The organism is Candidatus Hinthialibacter antarcticus (genome assembly GCA_030765645.1).
GTDB lineage: Bacteria > Hinthialibacterota > Hinthialibacteria > Hinthialibacterales > Hinthialibacteraceae > Hinthialibacter > Hinthialibacter antarcticus.
This window is the reverse complement of sequence record JAVCCE010000010.1, coordinates 1-20,930: the sequence shown is the minus strand read 5'-3', so window position 1 is coordinate 20,930 and position 20,930 is coordinate 1. Positions and strand designations below refer to the sequence as shown.

Sequence of the window (20,930 nt, the reverse complement as noted above, 5' to 3'; positions counted from 1 at the left end):
AACCCGGCTTCCCTTTAGATTTTAGATCGTAGCGATGGTTAGTACAGCATAAATGATTCGACGGAGGTTTCTAATTTTTGCGCATCCGCCGGAATAAAGTCAAATTGGAAGCGGTCGAATTCAGACGTGATGATCGCGACGTAATCTAACGCCAGCGTACCGCCGCTGCGCGGGGTCATTTGAAACGTATGTTGTCCTGCGGGCAGCGTCCAGGCAAGAATTTCAACTTCGGGTTGTTTTCCAAACCAGTTTCCTTCCGCCCAAATTGCTCTGAAATCTAAATTGTCGCCCCAGAATTCACCGTACGTTTTTCGTTGCTTATTGCTGAAATTATTGATTTGAATCCAACCGCCGCCGTCGCCTTCAGGGAAATCGGCTTCGGCCCAGAGGTCTTCTTCAAGCCCGAAAAACGTGCTCGGCCAGAAATCATCTTCATTGTTGTCCATTTTGACATAGGCTTTGCCTTCGCCGCCTTCACCAGTGAAAAAGCGGATGCCGTAAATCAGTTGCACATGCGTCTCTTCGGTCAGGATGAACGGGAAGGTGAGGCTCCAGTTGTTAAAGCGGCCTTGGTTGCTAGTCCCAATAAATTGAACTTCGGCGCCGCCGCTCGCCGCCGGATTTGCGTTTACTTGATAGACTTCTTCAGGCGTGAACTCAACGCCTTCATCGAAAATGAGCAGTGCTTGCTCCGCTTCGATCACAAAGTCTTGTCCGATGGTGATTGTTGGCGTTGGGTAGTTCAAATCGTTGACGGAAAACTCAAAATCTTGTGCTGTGGCTGGCAAGGCAAGGGCGCCCGCAATAGCCATGAATCGTAGATGCTTAACAAAGGTGTTCATCTCTTCCTCCAAAATGCCGTAAGATTATGTGATATGATATCATTGCCTATTTTAACTTTTCAAGTCAATGGGTTTATTCGGATAAATTTTGGGAAACAAGGTTCTTTAGAAAACTGGGTATTTTTTTACAAATTGAATTGAGATTTCGCTGCGTGCGGCATGGGTACAACTCAGCTCGCTTCAGTGCGGGCTTTCAGGCTCTTATGCACAGGCGCTTCCAGAGTTGCACCCATGCCTGAATTGGTTTGTCAATTTTTGATATGCTGGAATACGTTTTCGTAATCAAAATTATGGTCATCCATCAACGTAAGTGCTCACTTACAGGATGATCCCAAAAGAATGTCATTTGAGGTAGATAAAATGAGAAAATATTTGACGCGGACAATTATATTGTTGACGGCTGTATGTTTATTGCCTTTTGAGAGTGATTCAAATGAGGCGTCATGGTCTCTGGTATGGAGCGATGAGTTTGATGGTGAGAGCCTGAATCTCGACAAGTGGGAAGCCTTGTTTGATGTCTCTGGCGGCGGCAACAATGAGTTGCAGTTCTATACCCGGCGGGAAAAGAATGTCCGCATCGAAGATGGCGTGTTATTCATCGAAGCGCATCATCAGCAATTCACAGGCGTGGATACACGCAGCGGGAAAGAGAAAACCCGCGACTACACCTCGGCGCGTATCCGTACCAAAGGCAAAGGCGATTGGCTGTATGGGAAAATCGAAGCCCGCGCCAAAATGCCCAAAGGCCAGGGCTATTGGCCCGCGATTTGGATGATGCCGACCGATAGCGCCTACGGTGGTTGGGCGTCCAGCGGCGAGATCGACATTATGGAGTATCTTGGGCATGAACCAAATAAGGTTCATGGTACGTTGCATTACGGCGCGTCGTGGCCGGATAATGTCCACAGCGGCAAGCCGTTTGCGATTGATGAGGGCAGTTTCGCCGATGAATTTCATGTGTTTGCTCTTGAGTGGGAAGAAGGCGTGATGCGTTGGTATGTTGACGGCGAACTCTACCAAACCCAAACGAAGTGGAGTACCAACAAGGCGCTGTTTCCCGCCCCATTTGACAAGCGGTTCCATTTAATTATGAATCTTGCGGTCGGCGGCAATTGGCCCGGCGCCCCTGATGATGAAACGGTGTTTCCACAGTCGCTACAAGTTGACTACATTCGCGTTTACCAAAAGAATGCCGAAGTCGAAAAATCAAAAACGCATTAAGGACAAAATATTCCATGAACGAATTTAAATCATTGCGCAGCCAGACCATTTTAATTCACGAATGTATCGCCAATTGGGTAGAGCCGCGCGTTGAGGTTGCTGACGTGGTTCCACATGGCTGGAAGAACAACCTCCTTTGGCATGTCGGCCATTTGGTGTTGGTTCCGCGAATGTTGACCGATCGCTTGGCGGGAAAAGACGTCAGCGCCTGGAGTGAATATACTCAGTTGTTTGGGCGCGGAACGTCGCCGCTGGATTGGAAAGACGTACATGTCCCATCGTTAGAAACGCTTTGCGATCAATTAAGATATGACGTGATTGATGTTTTCGATCAATATGAGTCGGATTGGGCCTTGACGTTTGACAAGCCGTTCGCGACCCAGACGGGCGTTGTCTTAGGTAGCGTCTCAGATGCGCTGCGCTTCAGTTTGTTTCACAACGGCGTCCACTTCGGCATGATGATGCGCTTGGTGAAAGATATCGGTTAGGCTTAGTTTTGTAGGTCGTCGATTCGCAACAAGACGCGGTCTTTGATTTTTTCGGTGGTAATCAAAAAACGCACGGGCTGCTCGTTTTCGCCAACGCGGATGTCTTTGTAGGCGGGGACGTTTCGCAGGCATTGCCCCGTCATAAAGGTTTGGTTGATAGATTGGCGTATCGTACACGATTGGCAGTGGATGGTTTTTCCGCAGCCGACGGGTTCAAACGCATGGACGCAATCAATCGCTTCTCCTGGCAGCATTTGGTCGCGAAATTGATTGATTGTTTTGCCCGTGATTTTGCAGGCTTGGCAATTTCCGCCCATCACTTTGCCGTCAGTGTCAACTACGATGATTGGGAAGTGAAAATCATCCAGGAATGACTGGAAACTTTCTGGGTCTCCCTTTAAAAAAGTCTCTGAGCACGAATCACAAATACCATGCGTAATCAATTCAGAGTTGGCTGAATTGACGCCAAGTTCTTTTTTACACCAGGCGCAAATTTTTTTCATGGTGTTTCTCCCTGTTGATAAATCTATTTTATCTGAATTTGATGGAGAATAACAAGAGAAGTTTAATTAAATGCTATTTTTGATTGTGTGTGTAAATATATTTTTTTATAAAGAATGATTTGAAGTTAATCGATGTATTGCTACAATTTGCTGGGATGGTTCTACTTTGAATTTCATTTGACTAACTAAACAATGTATGAGGAGAGTGTGATGAGGCTTAACAGAAGTGGTTTTACTTTAATTGAATTATTGATCGTCGTCGCCATTATTGGAATTCTCGCTGCGATTGCCGTGCCCAATTTTTTGAATGCGCAAATGCGAGCCAAAATCGCCCGGACTCAAGCCGATGTAAGAACCACAGCGACTGCGATCAAGATGATGCAACTCGACAAGAACGCATTGTTGCTGGATTTTTGGGATGATGACAGCGACTGGGGCAAAAAACGCTGGGAAGACGTTTTTGGCCGGGTCGGTCATGCGCCTCCCTCAACCACTCTAGAAAATGTTTATGCTCCATTAACATCACCGATTGCGTATCTTTCTTCGATTCCGATTGATCCTTTCGAAAATAATATTGATACAAATATTGGTTTCGGCGCCGATGAACGAGGGAAAGCATATATTTATTTTGATAATGATCCCGAAGATCCAGGTGAAGACCATAACATTGGCCTGTACCGCTTTGGGAACACCAATGCGCTAGCGATGGGAATTCAAGCATTGAAGACAGGGGAGTTCGCCATATTTAGCATCGGCCCTGACGGGAAAATCGGCACCGTGCAATCACAAGCCGGGGACACCCGCGGCTTGCCGTATGACACATCCAATGGCGTTGTCAGCGGTGGAGACATCGTTGTTCGCGGTTAAAAATGTCATGGCAAAAGCAAGAATTAAACCGCCCCTGACCGATCCGTTCAAGGGCGGTTTTTTATTCACGAGACTCAATGATTATTCAAACAATGCCCATTGCTCGATTGCCGTATCATTCGGATCGTAAACTGTCACATGCAACACATCACTGGCGTCGCCTGGGTTGGGGTCGTCAGAATCTTCTAAAAATACCGACCATAATGCGTACTCGCCTTTTTCAACGGGCTCCCATGTCGCCCAAGCGTAATTGTCTTTTTTCAAGCTTCGGATCGTTTGGACGGCGATCACTTCATTCGTTTGACCAGGGTCCTTGTCATGGAATACGACATAACCAATACGGTTGAGATCGGCCTTTTCGCATTGAAGGTGTGTGCGTAGTTTATATTTTTTGCCTAGCGGGACGCGAATCTCTCCGCTGGTAAGAAGTTGTTGCTCATACTGGATGGCAAGCGACTCATCGTGTTTATACGCTTGCAAAGGCCCTGGTAGGGTTACTTGAGATAATTGCTTGCCGACGAAATACCCGTCGTGGTGAGGAAAGTAACCTTCGTTGTTGCCGTGATAAAGCCGTCCGTGTTCATCCGTCCAGCCTTCGACGCCAATGTTTGTTTCGTCTTTCCATTCATGAATCTCGCCCGCGACTTCATCATAAGGGTCAACCGTGACATAGATACGCCAAACAAGACTCGCATCTTCTTCTTCAAGGCCAAACCCAGTCGTATCCCACTCGACCGAGGCTTCTTGCATCTCAAGCGGATTCAGATTTTCGATAACCGTTTCGCCAATCAATATGCGCTCGCCTTCAACTTCGAAGGCGGTGGCTACATCAAATAACGCCGCTTCAAATCGAACCATGAACGGTCCGGCCTCTTGAGAGAGACACAGGTTATACACCCGCGCCGCCGCGATGACCACGTCGCCTTCTTCGATGCCCGCGCCGTTGTGAATTTCTTCCTCATCGTCGTCGCCCATTTCATACAAAAAGCCGCCGCGCATCGCCATGCGTTCAGTCTCAGTGACTAGCGACCAGCGGTCAAACGACGCTTTGTCAGCCCGGCTGGCGTGAAAGCGGTGAGGCAGCGCCAGGCCTAGATCAGGCCGTCCGCCGTAATAGTTTCTCCAACGATCGCCTAGAGTGTTTTGATCTATGGCAAACTTTGTCTTCCAGGCGCCGCCCGATGACGATACAAATACGGCGGGAACGTAGCCGAATCCCCAGCCCGGGTCAGGAAGCGGAATATCAGGTTGAAGGATTTTAACGCTCTTGGTGTTTGATTGTTCGTATTTCTTGGTGGTGTTGTCGCCCCAATGATGCCGCCATTTTGAACTAAACGAGAGGGCCAGCGATTGCTTCGCCGCTTCGACTCCAACGTCTTCTTTCAAAGAAATTTTAGCGTGAAAATCGACATCGTGATTGAACGAATGATTGTGTGAAATTGAATATCCTGTTTTTTCTGCATCATTAAATGATACATGGACATCCACATCATTGGGCGAATAATCAATGTGGTTTAAATCGTTCCACGGACGCGACGCATCTTGTTCAATAATTTTATCGCTATCATCTTTTTTCTCGATGACAGAATAGGCGCCGACTCCGCTAGGGAACGACTCAGAAAAACGCGGGTAGGTCAGAAGATTATGGTTCACATGACGGGGTTGATAAAACTCATGGCCAAGGCCCCCGCCGATAAATGAATATTTTGGGCCGGGAAGAAACACGTCTTGATAAAGATAGGCGCCGTCTTCATCCGTTTGGTTGAGAATGGGGTATCGCCAAATATCAATGAGCTGAAAATTGCCCTGAAGCATGTCGTCTTCATTGGTTTTCATCGAAATGGTTTTTTGAGTTTCTTGATAATGCTCGTCCCAGTTTTTCTGCGAACGCGCCTTGCTGCCAGACATTTTATAAGCGGCGCTTATCGAAACCGTTGTGTTATCACTTTTCGGGCCAGTTCGCAGTGATTCTGAATACTTTGCGCTCCACGACCATGCCCATGAGCGAGATGATTGCTCAGATGAAGCAATCGACCCGCTAGTCTCGTCTTCGTTCACATAGTCAACATTAAAGTCAGGGTAACTATTGACGTTTATCACGCCCCAATGGTCGGAGCCGCTGTGCCATTCTTCGGGATTGAGAGGCAGATAATCAACATGCTTGGGCGGCTCCATCATCGCCGTGTCGAGCGAAATAAAATTGTCTGTAACCAAATGGGCGGGGGCGCCCAGTTTGAGCGCGTCGCCGTCTGAGTCATAGGCAACGCAAACCACAGGCCCGAAGCCGCTTTCGCGTTCTGTCGCGCTGTCAAAGACTTCGACCTTGTCATCATTGATTTTGAACAGAACCGTCAATGCGGAAAATATCCCTGGAATACTTAAACAAATCTCTGACAGGTTGGGGGGCTGATCAGGGTCATCATGAAAAATGAAGTTGCCTGCAGAACAGGAAAACTGGTTTGCCCACACTTCATTTTGATTGAACTCATAATGAGATCCATAGTTGGTATCGAATTCATGCAATTCAAAGTTTTTGTAAACCCGGTACAGTTGAACAGAATATCGATCACGATTGTTTGCCGAAGGAGAACTATAGACCAAGCCGATCTGGCTTCTGTTCACGTCATACCCCAAGTCTGGTTCATAATGAAACAGGCCCGAGACAATTTGAGCAGAATACATAACGTCTGGTGGGTAATCAATCGAACTTTGATATTCAAAGACAGTTGTGTCGTCGCTAACTGTTGAGTAGATGCGCAGGTTTTCATACGACACGGCGATATCGTCTAAGTTGTCGCCGTTAAAATCGCCAACCGCCAAGTCAAAATAAACGGAGGAGACATTGTGACTATGGGTGTGAGTGTGTTTGTCCCAGGCGGTAATGGTTGTGTAATTGTCGCTGAATGAAAACGGGTAGATGACAATGCCTTTTTCTTTCAGCGCGACGACAATGACCAGGTCGGTGATTCCGTCATTGTTAAAGTCGCCTTTGTCTGCTTTGATGCCAATCGGCTCCGCGCCGCCGCCTGTATCTAATTCGATAGGCGCCTGTTGCAGCAGTGGGTTTAAGAGTTGGTTGAAAACCGTGAAGGCCAATGAATAAGACGAGCCGTCTTTGTAGGCGCGCGCGACGATGATCTCATCTTCAAATTGTTCGTCGTCATCCGCCACGGCAATAAAGTCACCCGCGACGATGTCTAATAGTCCTTCGCCAGCGTCTTCAAAAATCACATTGCGAACACGCATCAAATCATTGTTAAAAAAACTGACTCGCCAGCGCGTGTCGTCGACATAGTGGGCGGTCGCCACTTCGTCAGATTCGACGTTAAACCGCCCTGCCGCCGCCGCGTACTTACCGGGATGGTTTATTTCGTCCCAATGAAAGAAGTCGTCCGCGCGGTGGCCGTCATGAATCTTCAGATCGTCAGTGTTTTCATTGACATACACTTTGTCGGATTGAAGTTTGTGTTCATCATCATTTGAGTTGAATGAAAACAATGCGAGTTCATCATCGCGATACAGCGTCCAGCGGCTGGGCGCTCCATAGGGGTTGTCTTCGCCCGGCCGGGGGCCGATCTTTACGCCGCCTTCTTCGCTAAATGAAACCTGGCCACTGCAAGCGATTAATGAAAATATGACGATACATATTATTTGCGTGAGAAAGCGGTTTTTCATTTTATCCCCCTGTTTTGTGAAACGCGATGATGGCGGCTTCTTCCGCGTCTCCCCTATCCGACGCAAAAGTTTTGCCGTTATGTGCTTCATTTTAATGCAATGAAGCGAGTATATGACAATATTGTTAAAGAAATTTGTACTTGATGTCAAGCGCATATATCTAAAATAAAAGAATGGGTTGATCCATGAAAAAAGCCCCGAAAGCATGCGCCTTCGGGGCTCGTATTCGATTTCCTCTCGGATTACAGCATTGATAGATTAATTGAGGCTCCAGTCCGTGACGTTTGACGTTCCAGGAACAAGAACCATGTTGCCCCATGAAGCGGCGTTGTCCCAGGGGTTATTATTTGCGGGAGAATCTTCCCAGAAATGATACGTTCCACGGGTTCCGTCGTCGTTGTCGCTGGGTTGAATATTGAAGCCGATGCTTCCATCCGCCGGAATATCTAAGACCGACTTTTCAAAGCGCGCTTCTACAATCCAACCGTCGCCAGTGTCGCCGACAGTGAATTCCCAATTTTCGTTAGCGGAAGTCGTCCATTCCGTTCCGTCCCAATTGGCGCGGAACTGATTTCCGGTTCCGTCTTTCAAGTTGGGGCCGTCAATGAAGAATTCGACATTGTCTTGCGCCCAAGCGTCAGCCGCCGTTTCACGAACATCATCCGCAGCGCGGAACGCTACATACACATAATTTGCGTCATGCGTCGCTGTCCACTCTGCGTTCCAATCGGTATCGCTTTCGGGGTCTTGAGCGCCCAGACTGTCTTTCCAACTATTCACCATGTCGCCAGCGTATTCGCCGCTGTCAATGACGCCGTCCATGGTTGGCGCAACGGCCGCGAATGGGGCGGTGTATGACTTGGCTGAATAAAGGCCAATGCTGAAAGAATAACCCGCAAACGCATCGCCGTTCGCTGTTTTGATATCGCCAGCAACGACTTCAATGTCTGCGGTGTCTCCCGTTGGTTCAGGGAAACCGGTGAAGACAAAAATACGATTGTTGGAAGTTGTGACTGAAGTCGCAGGCTGACCATTGACCAATAGGTTGCTTCCATCGTCGGCGACGCCTTCGACTGCTTGATTGAATGAAATGGTAATTTCGCTCAATGCTGAAAGTTGTGCGCCAGATGCAGGGACGGTTTGGGTAATTTCGGGCGCACCTTCTTGCGCAAGCAAAACGCCGTCGCCAGGAGTGTTAAACAACATCACGTGGTCATAAAACATTTCGCATTCGCCGCGGTCATTGGTTTCCCAAACGCCGATCACGAGCGTATCAGTTGCATCCCAACTCCACTCGCCCCACCAGTTCGAAAATTCGGATATATGGTACTCTTCGTAATGCCATTCTCCGTCGCCAATCATAGTGCCGGAGTGTGACGCTCCAGCGCCTGATGCTCCGCCGCCAACCATTGGCATGAGGAACATGGTGTTGCCTGTGTAGGCGTCACTGTCGCATTTGTAGTAAAAGGAAACATACTCATAATCAGCAATGTTGATGCCTTCGGGTAAGTTTCCAGCGACTTTTGATTCCGGGCTGTCATCATCTGGTTGATTTGGGTCAATCAAGGTTGCGATTGAACCAAAAGAGCCGGGACCGGCGCCTTCTTCTGACCAGATCATTCCAATTGCGTGCTCTTCTGTCCACCAGCCATTTACGTCTACTTCAAAATCTGCCCAAGCAACAGGTTCCGCTTGTGTGTAACCGACTGTTGCCATAGCCATGCTCACGAGTAATACCAAAGATGCGATCAAAACTTTCTTCATATTGCATTTACCCCTTTGCTTAAACGAGATGTGTATTGTCTGTATCTCCGTAATACAACGAATGTATAAGTACGGAACGAAACAGGCAATGTTTTATACTAATTATTGTATCATAAGCGTTTCATTTAATCAGTGTAAACAGGCGAATTATGTCTATTTGAAACAAGGATAAATTACTATTACGATCAGCTAAAACAATCGTTCATCGGATCTATTTTGGGGCTCAAAGGGCGTAGTACATTCGGGTTGATTATTTCTCGGTGAGTTCACCGCTGGATTGACGGGGTAGGCTTCCATCTCATCAGCAGGGTAGGGCTTGAGCAGCGCTTTCAACGCCGCGCTGTCGTTGGCGTCTGGATCAAGCCATTGCTTGCACTCTTTCTGATTTAAGATGACTGGCATGCGGTTGTGAATCGGCGCCATCACTTCATTCGGTTCGGTGGTGATGATGGTGAAGGTTTGCAATTCGTCGTCTTCGCGTCTCCAGCGTTCCCATAATCCAGCGAATAGCAACGGCTCCTCGCTCTTCATGCGGATGAAGTGCGGCTGTTTGGTCTTGGCGTCTAACTTTTTCCATTCATAGAACCCCGACGACGGAACCAGGCAGCGGCGGCTTTTGAAGGCGCCGCGAAACATGCCCGACTCAGCGACGGTCTCGGCGCGGGCGTTGATGGGTTTGCGGGCTTGTTTGAGGTCTTTCGCCCAGGCGGGAACCAGCCCCCACTTGAGCGAGGCCAATTGCTTTTCGCCGTTGTTATCTCCGTTGCGGATAACCAGCGCTTCTTGCGACGGTGCGATGTTGTACGACGTATGCCGCCGGACGATTTCTTCCCATTCCTCCGGCGAAGGGACATGCTCGTTCTGTCCCGTCTCATCCAGATACTGATAGAGGATTTTGATCAAATCAAGCTTAGAAAATAACGTAAATCGTCCACACATGGTTTGTTGGTGTTCAATTGCACAGTTCAAGACATTTCTCATGCTAAATATACAATAGAAAAAGGGAGTGTGAGGACAAATTCAAGTCCCCACACTCTATAAATGTCGAGTCCCTATAGGCTTTAGTTGTACTATCTTTGAAATGCAACGGCGTAACCAGCCGGAACGTCTACTGAAAACGTATCTTGTGGTATCTCCTGATTGAAGTTTGCGCTTACAACAGTTAATACCTGGTCGGATATAAACCGCCCATTGTCAAATTCGTCTAACGTGTCAGCAAAACGAAGGCGGATTTGGATCGATTCAGGGAAACGGACACCGTTTAAATCTTTGAAGGTAGAGTTCGTTATTTCGACAGCAGCTTTTGACGAAGGAACGAAGAACCTTGCTTTTTTGAACAATGCTTCCGAGTCCTGGTCCCATTCAATGCTGGCTAAGATTATCGTTTCTTCAGAATCTGGATAAATCGCTGAAGCCGTCGTAACGAAACCGTTTCTTTCGAGAGTGATGCCGGGCAATAAGCCTGAATCATTTTTCACCGAAGCAATCATGGTATATATGGTTTGCGCATTGTAGCCGCCGTACAAAGGATGGAGTTGATTTCTAGCGTATGTAGTTTGACTATAAGGTCGGCTCTGCGGCTTCTTCGCAAATGTACCTAATACATTGTCAAGAATGGCTAAAAATTCTCCGTCATATATGTAGGTCGTGCTGACTGGCGACGAAAAGAATTGACCATCCGCTTCAACTGTTTCTTCGATCCAGCTTTGGTCGCCGTCAAAGATTGCATGGATAAAACGCTGGTAAGTAACCTGCGTCTTTTTTTGTTTTGTATGCGCGATAAAAGAAGCAGTGCTGTCTCCAGTAAAAGCGGGCAGTAAATCACATGTATACAGCGAATGAAAAACCACGTCGCCGCTTTGTATTGGACTTGCTTCTTCCGCCGCTGCGGTTTGGGCGAAGACAACAAAACATGCAATCGTGATTGCCGTCAGATAAGTAAGTTTTTTTGCGCTTGAAATGAACATCTCTTTTCTCCAATCTTTTTTGTTAGAAACAAGAATTTCCGTGTCCACCAGTACATTCACTTGCATCTGGAATTCCTCCCATTCCCCTCCTTCCTGCTAGTTAACTAGCATTGCGGGTTAAAAAAATTCGCGTGAATAAAGTATAAATTCCGTATTTTTGTTTAGTAATCATGGTGAAAGACCGCACCGTTACTTAATGTTCCATTTGATGAATTGTAATGAGTCGCAGAGGAACCAATGCCGGTCGGACCATGGCTTGTTAATGACCAGTTTGGTTTTGTCTGCATTGGAATGTGGAGCATGGCATCCTTGGTGTAATAGGTATAGTCATAGCTGAAATCCCAGTCTTCGTTATAACGATTTGAACGTTCATAAAACCGTTGCGCATAGTAAAGTACATTGAGATGCAGGTTTTTACCAAGCCAGGGGCTATCAGGCAATTGGTTTATATACGCAGTGGGAGTCGTTAGTTCGAACATGGCTTGGACATAGTTTGAAGCCGCTGAAACCTTAGCCAATTTAGTTGCTGGATAGCTGCCCGAGTCGACTTTGTAGAGATTGATTGCGACACCGACGTTGTGAAAATCCGATTGTACGCGGGCAACTTCAGCTCTTATTTTGGCCATGCCAAGTTGCCGAACGGAGACCGTTGTTAATATCCCAATGATTGCAACAACAACGAGAAGTTCAATCAATGAATATGCGTCAGATTTTCTCTGCATGACCGTTCTTCCTAGTATCCTATCCAATTTTGAAGCGTTTGTTCTGGTGAGAAGATAAGTTTCTCAAAAACAAGAATCCCTGCATACATACTCAATAATCATGGTGAAAGATCCAACCGTTACTTAAGGTTCCATTTGATGAATCGTAAGGAGTCCCAGTGGAACCAATGCCGGTCGGACCATGGCTTGTTAATGTCCAGTTTGGTATTGTCTGCATTGGAATGTGAAGCACAGAAGCCCCTATCCAATAGGTGTAGTCATAGGTGAAACCCCAATTTTCGTTATAACGATTTGTACGTTCATAATTCCGTTGCGCTCTGTAAAGTACATGGAGATGCAGGTTTTTACCAAGCCAGGGGCTATCAGGCAATTGGTTTATATACGCAGTGGGAGTCGTGAGTTCGAACATGGCTTGAACATAGTTTGAAGCCAGTGAAACCTTAGCCAATTTCGTTGCTGGATAGCTGCCCGAATCGACTTTGTATGAATTGATTGCGACGCCTAGGTTGTGAAAATCCGATTGTACGCGGGCAACTTCGGCTCTTACTTTGGCCATGCCAAGTTGCTGGACGGAGATTGTTGTCAATATCCCAATGATTGCCACGGCAACGAGAAGTTCAATCAATGAATATGCGTCAGATTTTCTCTGCATGACGGTTCTTCCTAGTATCCCATCCAATTTTGAATGGTTTGTTCTGGTGAGAAGATATGATCGTCATAGACATGAGTCGGTTCGCGACCAATGAAGTAATAGCCGCCAACGTTAAAAGGAACCAAACTTTTATTGCCCGTTGGGAATACGCCGACTTCACGAGGGACGTCATCAACCACTTCCATAACGAAGGCCTCGTGGGTCGTTACTGCAATTATGCGGTTTCCGTTGCGAAATGTCCCCAATAATATGTGAGAACTTAACTGATCGTCTCCAATGAATGGAAGGAACGTAACATTTTTCGCAACGGTATTCGGGTAAAGAGGTATAAAACAGAGTTCCGACGGAGGATAGGGCAAATCAAACGGATCGGATATTTTTTCTTGTACAATAGCGGCAATTCCCGATTCAAACGGCAACAATGCAAAAAAGAAACAAGCAGTATTTTCAAATTGCAACTTCTTGATTGGTTTACAACTTGTCTCCGTCAATTGGCATACAAGCAAATCATCTCCAGCCAAATATAAAATGTCGTTGTCATGCTCGTCGAGCATTGCGTCATAAAGTAAAGTCATGGGGTTATCCATAACCCACTTCAATTTGGGGGCCCGCGCGTCCGAAACGTCATACGCAAAAATACGATGGTACGATTCAAATTCATCTTGCACGTCTACATCGACGAGTATTAATTCTCTGTTAACCACCGCAACGCCAAGAACCCAATAAATATCTCCACTGTAATCTGTTCGGAGGGGAAGAGTTGCGACGAGTTCTGGATTGTTTGAACTGGATGCGTCAAATAGATTCGCGCCAATATACTGCTTGAGATCAGTAACATCCGGTAGATCAATCAAGGGGCGAAGGTTTTTATACTCGCCGCTGATTATGAGTAAATCATCAGTGGATTTTTGAATTCGATACTCCACTATATTCTTCAGTGGAGTAATCGAGGATTCAGTGAGCACATATTCGTTCGGAAGTTGTATTTCGCCAGTTTGTTGAGCCTCCATAACGCTAGGATCAAATGACCAACCGCTGGCGATGCTGAAAAATGGTCCGGCTTCCTCCACATCCTCTTCTTCCCAAATCCATGCCCTTGAACCAGCGACAACGGCCTGTGAATTTGACTGGGCGAATGAGGTCAAGACGGCCTCTGGCGTTGGAGTTTGATACTGTTGAAATGCCGGTTCAATGGTCTCTGTTTGAATCAATTCAATAGGGATGTCTGGGTTTTGTGAATAAACGATCTCTATATGAATTGAGCAGAGGAAAAACATGAGAACGACGAGAGGCAGAGTTGTAGCGGCTTTAGAGAAAAATGAAAGCGGCGCTTTATGATCTGTATTTGAAAGAAGCCGTTGAATACGCGAATGGACGCTATAGTTAGGATTGGCAAAAGCGCATACGGCGTTTTTATTTGAGTCAAATTGCGCAATTTCATAAATACGAAATAGAATTTTTGCATATTCTTTTTTATCTTCACATGCGCTGGCAGCAGCATCATCACAAACAAACTCACTGGCTTGGTAAAACCGGCGCTTTAACCAATATACGCCTGGGAAAAACCATAATATGGTTTGTATGAAATCAATCATGCCTAAAAAGAAATGATCACGATTGCGAACATGTACGAGTTCATGGATGATGATAGGTTTAATATCGCTAATAGCCCATTGGCTTACAATCTGCGCAGGCATAAAAATAATCGCCTTGAAGCCATTAATTACCGCTGGAGACCCGATGCCGTCAATGACGACGACTTGGATTGGCTTATTGATGTCTAAACGTTTTTTTTCTTCTTCAACCAAATTCAACAACCAGGCAGGAGAATGGATTGTATTAAAATTACGTTTCCGAAACCAATCGAACCGTATCAGTATGTATGAACTGAAATTAAAGGTAAAGCGAATGAAAAAAAGAGTAATAAAGGAATAATATAAATACGGAAACCAATTACTCAAATGACTGTATACTATTATTTCTTTCGTGATCTTAAATGGAAAAATGCTATAGAAAATAGGGAAAAAGAAAAGAATTGTTATGCATGATTGCAAACAAATTAATGGTTGTAGAGACTCGCTTCGTTGTGAATTACCAATAAGCCATTCGTTTATCGATATGAATACAATGGATGCCAGCGCCCAATGTAGGACAATCGATAACAGTATGTCAAAACCAAGTGTATAGTTCTGCATCAGTTTTTATCAACTTCCTCTAATTGGTTTTTAAGTTCAAGAATTTGCTCTGGTGTGATCTCATCTTTATTGACTAAACGAAGTAACATGGAATGCAAAGACCCATTAAAAAACACTTTTTTTACATAATCTAACGCATCATTTTCAACGTCTTCGTTTGAAACCGTCGCATAGTATATATAGGTGTTATCTTGTATCCGGTGCTTTAGATATCCCTTTTTTTCTAGTGAACTGAGAGTCGTCCGAATGGCTGAGTTGCTTCGGTGGATTTGTTTTGTTGACAAGTCTTCTACGATGTCATTCGCAGTCGCAGCGTTTCTCTCCCATATCAATTGAAGAAGAGTCTGCTCCCACTCGCTTAGAATCGGAAATTTTGGACGTACCATTACACCCTCCTGCTAGATAACTAACACGTTATCTCAAGTTATTGTAACTGTCAAATAGAAATTTTAAGTTTTTGATTCGTATGTTATCGATTCGTTAACATTCATCAGATGGTTTTAACTAAACCAGTGAGAAAGAGCTGTAAGTATATGAGAACAAAGAAATGATGAGTTTGAAGAAGAGAATCGATCAGATACTTGCAAAAAAGTGATTCGGCGCGCCGAAGAATTGGGTGTAATGTGCAGATATTACGAAGGTTGAAGAATTGGGTGTAATGTGCAGATATTACGAAGGTTAAGGATGAAAAATATGACGACTTAGCACCGTTTTAAATCAAAAAAGAGAGCCATTCAGCCCTCTTTCAGCGCCGTTTACAACTTCGACTCACTCATCTTGTCTTTGCCGTTTTTATCATCACCGTTTGAATCATTTTTAGATTCATCAGTTCGAGCGTCTTTCAGAAAATCATCCATAAAATCTTTTCTCGATGCGAATATGCGAAACAGAAACAGTATCGCGGCATATCCAAGCACTGGTTGAATCCATTCATACGACTGATTTGGCAACAACGCTCCAAAAATCAGCATCAACCACGTCCCTGACATAAAGAATATGTTGTCGATGCGAACGCTGCACTCACGCAGAAAATTCATCAGCACAAATAGACTGACGATGGCGAGTATGAGTTGATCTGCTTGATTGTATGGATTCACATTTTCGTAGTACTGATACCAAAGAACTCCCCAGACAACAATCCACAGAGCGTTCCATAATTCTTTCAAATAATTTTTCAAACTTTCTTGCATCGCTTTCGACACACTTGTATCCGGTTGATCGTTCATGCGCACGTCTCCTTCATTGGGTTGGGTGATTTGGGTGGGAATACGGGTGGTTGGAATTGAATATATATAGTTATGGTAGGGTCGAAATAAAACCATGCAAAAAAAATGGGGACTCGAATAATCTCGAATCCCCATTCTAAACGATGTCAGTTATCTATTATTTCTTAGGTGGTTTTGCTGGTTTTTTATCTTTCTTATTCGATTTACCACTTTGGTCGTGCGCTATCGTAACTTCAACTACTTCTTGTGAAGCGTTTCCATATTCGTCGGTGCATTCAACAAGAATAAAGTAAACACGTCCATCACCGTTACCGTCGCGGTCTGCTCGAACGAGTAGAGTAAGATCACCTGTGATTTCCCAGTCATCTTCAGTAATTTCTTCATCACTTGTCACGGAGATGATTTGGCAATTTACAGTCTCAGAAGCAGTGTCGAAGGCGTCAACAGAAATTGTGACAGGAATCATCTTATTGTTTGGCGGCCAAATTTCAGCAGGGTCAGGAACAGCGTCATTGATTTGTGGAGGAGTTGTGTCTGTAACTTTAACAACAAATGAACATATTGCTTGGTTGCCGAAATCATCAACCGCTATACATGTAACTGTTGTTTGTCCAATTGAGAAAACAGAACCCGAAACAGGGTTGCAAACGATATCGACATTCTGATCAACTGAATCTGTCGCCACAACTGTGAATTCAACAACCACACCATCAGGGCTGGTCGCTTCAACGCTTATATTTTCGGGGCAATCAATCTCAGGTAGTGTTGTATCAATGACGGTTATAACAAATGAACATGTAGAATTATTTCCATAGTCATCAGTTGCTATACATTGAACTACAGTTTCTCCCAGTGGGAATACGGAACCTGTTTGCGAATTACAACTCACGTCTACTTCTTGATCAACTGTATCTGATGCTAAAACAACAAACTCGACAACTGAACCTTCATATCCGGTTGCTTCTACGTATATGTCGCTTGGACACAAAATGACAGGTGAAGTTGTATCAATCACATTAACAACAAATTCGCATATCGTGCTGTTACCGGAATTATCGATTGCGATGCATGAAACAGTTGTTTGTCCAAGTGGAAATTCGGATACTGATGGTGGATCACAGATTAGTTCAACATCCTGGTCAACGATATCACTTGCAGTCACCAAGTAATTAACAATTGCACCATTCTCATCAACTGCTTCTACAACGATTAGTTCACCAGGGCAAACAATAATTGGTGGAGTGGTATCCGTTACGTTAACGACAAAAGTGCATGTAGATGAATTCCCTGCATCATCTGAAGCAATACACTGGACTAATGTATCACCAAGCGAGAAAACAGAACCCGAAGGAGGTGTACAATTTACATCAACCTCAGAATCAACCGTATCTGATGCAGACACCACAAATTCAACTACTGCTCCATCTGAACTCATTGCTTCAACACTTATATCATTTAAGCATTGAATGATTGGAGGAGTCGTATCGTCAACATAAATATCAAATGAACATTCAGATGAGTTCCCATAGTCATCAGTGGCAGTGCAAGTCACTATGTTATGTCCTATTGGAAATACTGAACCCGATGGAGGAATGCAGACAACATCCACATCCTGGTCAACTATGTCGGTTGCTTCTACTGAATATTCAACAACCGCACCATTGCTATCAATTGCTTCTGCATAAATATTTCCAGGACAATTAATGTCTGGTGAAGTCGTATCTGTGACGCTAACAATAAACGAGCAATTCGATGCGTTTCCACTAGAATCGGTCGCTGTGCAATTAACGATAGTGCTTCCAACCGGGATTAGAGAACCAGATGGTGGGTTGCATTCAACAATTGGAGATGGATCAACATTATCCATTGCTTCAGGTGTTGGATAGTATACTACTGTTCCAAACTCGCTTTCGGCTTCAACGACAATATTTCCTTGGCATGTGATTTGTGGTGGAATTTGATCAAAAACGCTTACCACAAAAGATGCTGAAGAAACATTACCAGAAAAATCAGTTGCTGAGTAATACACTACCGTATCGCCGAACGGAAACAACGAACCAGAAGTTGGAGTTGCTGAAACAATTGGTGAAGGATCAGCGATATCCGATGCTGCTGGAGTTGGGTAGAAAATAATAGCTCCCGAACTGTCAGCTGCGTTTACGGTGATGTTTTCAAGGTCTTCAAGCGCTGGTGGAGTCGTGTCTTTCACATAGACAATAACGCTCCCTTGATCTGACGCTTGACCATCCGACACAGTAAGCGTTGCATTTGACATTCCAATATTCAGACTGACTTCAGCAGTCACTCCTGAGACTGTACCGAATGCACCAGACCATTCGTACGTTAATGGATCATTATCAGGATCGTTTGAACCGCTTCCATCTAATAAGATGCCGTCTGCACCAACAATGCGATTCGCTTCGATTGTTTGGTTTTCTCCAGCGTCAGCTGTTGGAGAATTGTTTGATTGATTAACATTGATTAGTCGAACAACCCGAAAACCAAGATTGTAAGCTGGCGAATTGAAACCTGTTCATTGAGCAGAGCGGCAATATTCCGCTAAACTTTTAATCGAACCACCTCTTACACATGGAACAGTTCCAGATAGGTCTTGAACAGGATCAATTTGGTCTCCATCAAGATATGCTTGCAATCCATCAATACACCATTCAGTAATGTTGCCTGCCATGTCATATAATCCATAGGAATTAGGGATTTTAATTCCAACCACTTGAGGTATCGACGCATTTCCACTAAACCATGCGTAATCATTGATCTCTGAATAAGTTAAGTCATCCCCCCAATAATACCGAGTCGTCGTACCAGCACGACATGCATATTCCCATTCTGCTTCAGTAGGCAAACGGAAAGTCCCTTGCCCAAATTCGTTCAGATTCTCAATGAACTCCTGACTATCATTCCATGAAATATTTTCAACAGGATGGTTTGGATTACCACCATTGATCGATGGATTATTCCCCATCACGGCTTCCCACTGCGCTTGGGTTATTTCATAGATACCCATATAAAAATCTTGACTTATTGTGACATTGTGAAGTGGGCTCTCACGAGAAGCATTACGATCTAGTTCGTCTTCAGGGCTTCCCATCATAAAAGTGCCAGCCGGAATTTTAACCATTTCCAGTGGTTTTGCATTAGCGGGTAAATTAGGAATATCTATAATGATTGGTTCATTATTTTCTTGATCTAAATCAAGATTTTTTGTTAGGACATATAAAGCTCCATTTTCTCTCTCTGGACTGTTCGTTAAATTCACAAGACCACTTCCATCTGGATTTGCTATGAAAATGTCATAGCCCCTATTTAACACAATTTTCTGATCGTTGTATGACCAAGATGCATCATAAGTTGTCGCACCAAAGAGATTGATGCGCGGTCCTAAACTGAATACTCCATTATTTTCGATAAGTTGCCGCGTAGCAATAGTGTTTGAAGGCCATAAATAATCTAGCACGACTCCATCGGCAGAGATTGCTTGTCCTTTTGTAGAGGTACTTTCATATGGAGAACCTGGAGAGAGGTTTACTGCGTTTGAAAGCGTTGTTCCATCATAATCACAAATCCAAATATCATAATTATTGGAATTTGAATTAGTAGGACCAAGGTATATTACATGGTTACCATCTCGTGTGAATGATTGACGATGTCCGAATACTGATGTCATGACCTTGTTTGTACCATCAGCATTAATTAAAGAAAATTTTCGATTAGAACCAGAACTCCCGATAACATAAAGTATTTTTTGAGAATCTGGCGACCATCTAGGACTAAGAAAAGGTAGTGAATCTGTTGTGTCTATCAATTGAGGGTTAGTTCCATCAATATCGTAAGTCCATAATTCAGTTTCTTTGGCAATTACAATTTTCTCTCCATCTGGTGAAATATTATAGAAAAAAATCTTTACTCCAGGTTCTTCAAAAACTATTTGTTTATTCGTACCATCTGGATTCATTCTCCAGATACTGTCATATACACCATTATTATAAACAGAAAAGAAAATGTATTCTTTGAGATTTTGTCCCTCAACACTTTGTGTACACAGCATTATCGAGCTAATTAGAAAAAGCAAATAACAATGAGCATTCCTGGCTTTTAAATAATTACAAATATACATATTTTCTCCCCTTCAAAGAGATTTAGATTGAGAATTATGAAATGACAAATCTTATGCTTTATATAAAAAGCATAAGTAAAATACATTTATAAGACGTGCTTGGAATTAAAGTCGGTCAAAATATTATTCGTAATTTAAATAAGGGAGAGTGTCTTGCTGAGGATCCGTTAATCTAATTTTGAACTGATAAATTGATATATGAGAATACACCAATCAGATGTAGCATTTTAGCATTACATGATTTAATTTCGCTCTCCACTATATAATATTAAACCCTAACCACTCATTCCATCCTCAGGAGGTTATGTATGAATGAACGTCTTTCGACCACCCGATTTCCGTAGTTTTCGAGCATTTTTACTGATCTTCTGTCTCATTTGTCTCACTTCATGCGGCAGCAAGCAACCCACCAACGATATCCCGCAAAACGACCACCAATCCACCACCATCACCACACAAATCCAACAACTATTGACCGTGCTTGAGTCTCAATTCAAGACCCTATCAGCAAAGATCAACCAGAATACCGAGCAGATCATCCAACTGGAGCGTTCCAATGCGTTTTTGAAGGGACTGTTTCTGTCTGGCATCACGATTTCATTATTGATTGGCGTCTATCTTGGAACTCGAACGCGCAAAGCGGCTGAAAACTCTCAGGAGGTGACTATGAATG

At 44.4% G+C, this 20,930-nt stretch carries 17 protein-coding genes; 4 read left to right on the top strand and 13 right to left on the bottom strand.

Annotated features, from left to right (window positions below; genetic code table 11):
* Positions 1-38: 38 nt before the first annotated feature.
* The gene (locus P9L94_02715) at positions 39-842 is read right to left on the bottom strand and encodes a hypothetical protein (GenBank protein MDP8242967.1); all 804 of its coding nucleotides are present in this window, start codon (positions 840-842) and stop codon (positions 39-41) included.
* 372 nt (positions 843-1,214) lie between these two features.
* Between P9L94_02715 and P9L94_02710 the strand changes: the two genes are divergently transcribed.
* Both P9L94_02710 and P9L94_02705 read left to right on the top strand, forming a co-directional pair.
* Complete coding sequence (locus tag P9L94_02710) at positions 1,215-2,063, top strand: glycoside hydrolase family 16 protein (GenBank protein MDP8242966.1); 849 nt, start codon at positions 1,215-1,217, stop codon at positions 2,061-2,063.
* A 14-nt stretch (positions 2,064-2,077) separates the two neighbouring features.
* A complete protein-coding gene (locus P9L94_02705) occupies positions 2,078-2,551 on the top strand; it encodes a DinB family protein (GenBank protein ID MDP8242965.1) in 474 nt (157 codons plus the stop codon).
* Positions 2,552-2,553: 2 nt separating this feature from the next.
* On the opposite strand, the gene P9L94_02700 is transcribed toward P9L94_02705, so the two are convergent.
* The gene (locus P9L94_02700; protein ID MDP8242964.1) at positions 2,554-3,054 is read right to left on the bottom strand and encodes a hypothetical protein; all 501 of its coding nucleotides are present in this window, start codon (positions 3,052-3,054) and stop codon (positions 2,554-2,556) included.
* Positions 3,055-3,264: 210 nt separating this feature from the next.
* Between P9L94_02700 and P9L94_02695 the strand changes: the two genes are divergently transcribed.
* Positions 3,265-3,921, top strand: coding sequence for a prepilin-type N-terminal cleavage/methylation domain-containing protein (locus P9L94_02695; GenBank protein MDP8242963.1), 657 nt, complete (start codon positions 3,265-3,267; stop codon positions 3,919-3,921).
* 81 nt (positions 3,922-4,002) lie between these two features.
* Here P9L94_02695 and P9L94_02690 read toward each other — a convergent pair whose 3' ends face one another.
* From P9L94_02690 to P9L94_02640, 11 genes are all read right to left on the bottom strand, one after another.
* Complete coding sequence (locus P9L94_02690; protein MDP8242962.1) at positions 4,003-7,596, bottom strand: VCBS repeat-containing protein; 3,594 nt, start codon at positions 7,594-7,596, stop codon at positions 4,003-4,005.
* 258 nt (positions 7,597-7,854) lie between these two features.
* Positions 7,855-9,312: a sugar-binding protein gene (locus P9L94_02685; GenBank protein MDP8242961.1), complete on the bottom strand. Its 1,458-nt coding sequence runs from the start codon at positions 9,310-9,312 to the stop codon at positions 7,855-7,857.
* Positions 9,313-9,549: 237 nt separating this feature from the next.
* Positions 9,550-10,329, bottom strand: coding sequence for an SOS response-associated peptidase (locus tag P9L94_02680; protein MDP8242960.1), 780 nt, complete (start codon positions 10,327-10,329; stop codon positions 9,550-9,552).
* A 101-nt stretch (positions 10,330-10,430) separates the two neighbouring features.
* Positions 10,431-11,393 (bottom strand): hypothetical protein, encoded by a 963-nt coding sequence (locus P9L94_02675; GenBank protein MDP8242959.1) that lies wholly within the window; start codon positions 11,391-11,393, stop codon positions 10,431-10,433.
* Between the two features lie 95 nt (positions 11,394-11,488).
* Positions 11,489-12,049 carry a prepilin-type N-terminal cleavage/methylation domain-containing protein gene (locus tag P9L94_02670; protein ID MDP8242958.1) on the bottom strand — a complete coding sequence of 187 codons (561 nt, stop codon included), beginning with the start codon at positions 12,047-12,049 and terminating at the stop codon, positions 11,489-11,491.
* A 91-nt stretch (positions 12,050-12,140) separates the two neighbouring features.
* Positions 12,141-12,701, bottom strand: a complete 561-nt coding sequence (locus tag P9L94_02665) for a prepilin-type N-terminal cleavage/methylation domain-containing protein (GenBank protein ID MDP8242957.1) — start codon at positions 12,699-12,701, stop codon at positions 12,141-12,143.
* Positions 12,702-12,712: 11 nt separating this feature from the next.
* The gene (locus P9L94_02660; protein ID MDP8242956.1) at positions 12,713-14,896 is read right to left on the bottom strand and encodes a M56 family metallopeptidase; all 2,184 of its coding nucleotides are present in this window, start codon (positions 14,894-14,896) and stop codon (positions 12,713-12,715) included.
* Positions 14,896-15,282, bottom strand: coding sequence for a BlaI/MecI/CopY family transcriptional regulator (locus P9L94_02655; protein ID MDP8242955.1), 387 nt, complete (start codon positions 15,280-15,282; stop codon positions 14,896-14,898). The genes P9L94_02660 and P9L94_02655 overlap by 1 nt, the downstream gene beginning before the upstream one ends.
* A 369-nt stretch (positions 15,283-15,651) precedes the next feature.
* Complete coding sequence (locus tag P9L94_02650) at positions 15,652-16,122, bottom strand: hypothetical protein (protein MDP8242954.1); 471 nt, start codon at positions 16,120-16,122, stop codon at positions 15,652-15,654.
* A 157-nt stretch (positions 16,123-16,279) separates the two neighbouring features.
* Positions 16,280-18,397 (bottom strand): HYR domain-containing protein, encoded by a 2,118-nt coding sequence (locus tag P9L94_02645; GenBank protein MDP8242953.1) that lies wholly within the window; start codon positions 18,395-18,397, stop codon positions 16,280-16,282.
* 258 nt (positions 18,398-18,655) lie between these two features.
* Positions 18,656-20,257 (bottom strand): SUMF1/EgtB/PvdO family nonheme iron enzyme, encoded by a 1,602-nt coding sequence (locus tag P9L94_02640; protein MDP8242952.1) that lies wholly within the window; start codon positions 20,255-20,257, stop codon positions 18,656-18,658.
* A gap of 312 nt (positions 20,258-20,569) precedes the next feature.
* On the opposite strand from P9L94_02640, the gene P9L94_02635 reads away from it, so the two are divergent.
* The coding region (locus tag P9L94_02635) for a hypothetical protein (protein MDP8242951.1) at positions 20,570-20,930 on the top strand (361 nt) is incomplete at its 3' end.

Bases quoted from the DNA above. Each gene is read 5' to 3' on its own strand.
- P9L94_02655 (MDP8242955.1), bottom strand. From the start codon at position 15,282: ATGGTACGTCCAAAATTTCCGATTCTAAGCGAGTGGGAGCAGACTCTT.
- P9L94_02685 (MDP8242961.1), bottom strand. From the start codon at position 9,312: ATGGCAACAGTCGGTTACACACAAGCGGAACCTGTTGCTTGGGCAGAT.
- P9L94_02665 (MDP8242957.1), bottom strand. From the start codon at position 12,701: ATGCAGAGAAAATCTGACGCATATTCATTGATTGAACTTCTCGTTGCC.
- P9L94_02645 (MDP8242953.1), bottom strand. From the start codon at position 18,397: ATGTCAAATGCAACGCTTACTGTGTCGGATGGTCAAGCGTCAGATCAA.
- P9L94_02650 (MDP8242954.1), bottom strand. From the start codon at position 16,122: ATGAACGATCAACCGGATACAAGTGTGTCGAAAGCGATGCAAGAAAGT.
- P9L94_02675 (MDP8242959.1), bottom strand. From the start codon at position 11,393: ATGCAAGTGAATGTACTGGTGGACACGGAAATTCTTGTTTCTAACAAA.
- P9L94_02640 (MDP8242952.1), bottom strand. From the start codon at position 20,257: ATGTATATTTGTAATTATTTAAAAGCCAGGAATGCTCATTGTTATTTG.
- P9L94_02715 (MDP8242967.1), bottom strand. From the start codon at position 842: ATGAACACCTTTGTTAAGCATCTACGATTCATGGCTATTGCGGGCGCC.
- P9L94_02660 (MDP8242956.1), bottom strand. From the start codon at position 14,896: ATGCAGAACTATACACTTGGTTTTGACATACTGTTATCGATTGTCCTA.
- P9L94_02700 (MDP8242964.1), bottom strand. From the start codon at position 3,054: ATGAAAAAAATTTGCGCCTGGTGTAAAAAAGAACTTGGCGTCAATTCA.
- P9L94_02705 (MDP8242965.1), top strand. From the start codon at position 2,078: ATGAACGAATTTAAATCATTGCGCAGCCAGACCATTTTAATTCACGAA.
- P9L94_02695 (MDP8242963.1), top strand. From the start codon at position 3,265: ATGAGGCTTAACAGAAGTGGTTTTACTTTAATTGAATTATTGATCGTC.
- P9L94_02670 (MDP8242958.1), bottom strand. From the start codon at position 12,049: ATGCAGAGAAAATCTGACGCATATTCATTGATTGAACTTCTCGTTGTT.
- P9L94_02690 (MDP8242962.1), bottom strand. From the start codon at position 7,596: ATGAAAAACCGCTTTCTCACGCAAATAATATGTATCGTCATATTTTCA.